Annotated in this window: 2 pseudogenes; both read right to left on the bottom strand. The window is 65.7% G+C overall.

Going from position 1 to position 1,761, the window contains the following annotated elements:
- Window positions 1-671, bottom strand: a pseudogene (locus L0D17_RS13035) (hypothetical protein); the annotation flags it as partial.
- 788 nt (window positions 672-1,459) lie between these two features.
- A pseudogene (locus tag L0D17_RS13030) lies at window positions 1,460-1,761 on the bottom strand (hypothetical protein); the annotation flags it as partial.

Here is a 1,761-nt window from a genome sequence, read left to right as displayed (position 1 = left end):
TGCAGGTAGGGGATGGCCCCGAGGTCCACGGGAGCCCCTGCCCTCGGGGCAGGGCTCCCGGGGCCTCTACGGGCCCCTAGAGCCCACCCTAAGAGGTCCGCTAGGCTGGGAGTCGCCTTTTCCTTCTTCCACGCCCATGCCGTGGCTCCACGGGCTACATCGGCCTCCATAGCCCGCCAGGGGTGCGCTAGGTCCTCATAGGTGAGCCTGGCCCTCCCGGGTTTGAGTCGGATGGCCCACACGGTTCCCGTGGCCACCGTCCGGCCCTCGAGGGTCCCGTAGTGGGTCCTCCGGGCTATTAGGCCGTGCTCCTCAAGCTCCTTGGCCCAGCGCCATATGGTGGTCCTATCCACCCCTAGGTGCTGGGCTATGAGGTCCACCGGCAGATGGACGACCACGGTCCCGGTAGCCCGGGCCATCCCCCGGCTCCTGGCTACCCCCCTCGCTACCCGGTAGAGGAGGCTGGCCAGCTCCCCCCCCCGTGCAACAGACACTAGCCAACGGGGTTTTTTGATTTCCGGGGTAGGGGCCCCAACGGAATCAATCCTGGGGGGTTCTACCTTAGCTGAACTATCCTCTTTATCCTTGTATGTTGCATCGGGCTTCCAGCCCAGGAGGTTCGCCAGCCTGACTGCCGCTTCGCCCAGCTTCTGAAGGTCCCTCAGGTTCATCGTTGCCCCCTTGTTTTCGGGGGGGCCATGCGGTACCCTGAGGGTGCCGTCCAGGGGGTATCCGTATGGAACCCCCCCTTTCCTTTTGGGTATACCACATACCCCCCAACCCTGCCACTTTTTCCCCCTGCCCCTTCCCCTGGTTCCCCCTCCTCCCGGGGGTGGGGTCCGGCCAGGGCGATAGCCCCGGAGGGGCCGCCCATCCCATCACGCATGTTTACCGGAGGCTACGAGGACGGGGTTTGTACATGCGAGAGGGCGGCCCCGGAGGGGTGCGAAGCACCCTGGCCGGGGGGCCCCCACCCCCGGGGCACAATGGCCAGGGGGGAAGGGCAGGGGCAGGGGCACAGGTTTTTCCCGGGGTTAATCATTTGGGGTCAGGTTCCCTTATCTAAGGCTTTTTTTTGGTTTTTCCCCCGACATAGTTGACACCGACCAAATCGGGGTTTATCCTGTTCCCAACGGCAACAGTCGGCGGGGGGCCCATGAGTAACACGCCCCCCGCTACGCGGCTATTTAGGAGACCCCGCCCTCATCGCAAATCTATGGTTTTCCCCCGGTATAATCAGAGTTGGAGGTGGGATATGCCCAGGGGTGGACCTAGGCCGGGGTCGGGAAGGCCTCCTGAGGGATATGAGGGCCGGGATCTCTATGTGGCCCTCACTCCTCAGGGGTGGAAGAGGCTGGAAGCTCTCATGGAGGTGATCGCCCGGGGTCGGGGTGAGCGGTACCGGTCCCGCATCCTGGGCCTCCTGCTCCTCCAGGGGGCTGAGGAGGTGGTCCGGGGACTACGCCAGTCCGGTAGGCTGAAGCCTAGACGCTAGCAGGGCCCCGGGCTTCCTGGCCCACCCCTCCCTCAGGTCCACCAGGACCCTTTGCACGGCCTGGTAGAGGGCCCAGCCGTCCAGTTCCCCCCGGACTACCCGCCACAGGAGGCCTGCGTACCACCGTCGGCTACCAGGGTCCCGTAGGAGGTGGGCTAGGTGCTCCGCCAGGGCCGTGATGAGTCCCGGTATCTCCTCCCGTGAGGCTTCCTGCAGGTAGGGGATGGCCCCGAGGTCCACGGGAGCCCCTGCCCTCGGGGCAGGGC

Source organism: Thermus thalpophilus, assembly GCF_022760915.1.
Taxonomy (GTDB): domain Bacteria; phylum Deinococcota; class Deinococci; order Deinococcales; family Thermaceae; genus Thermus; species Thermus thalpophilus.
This window is presented reverse-complemented; position numbering and strand designations above follow the sequence as displayed.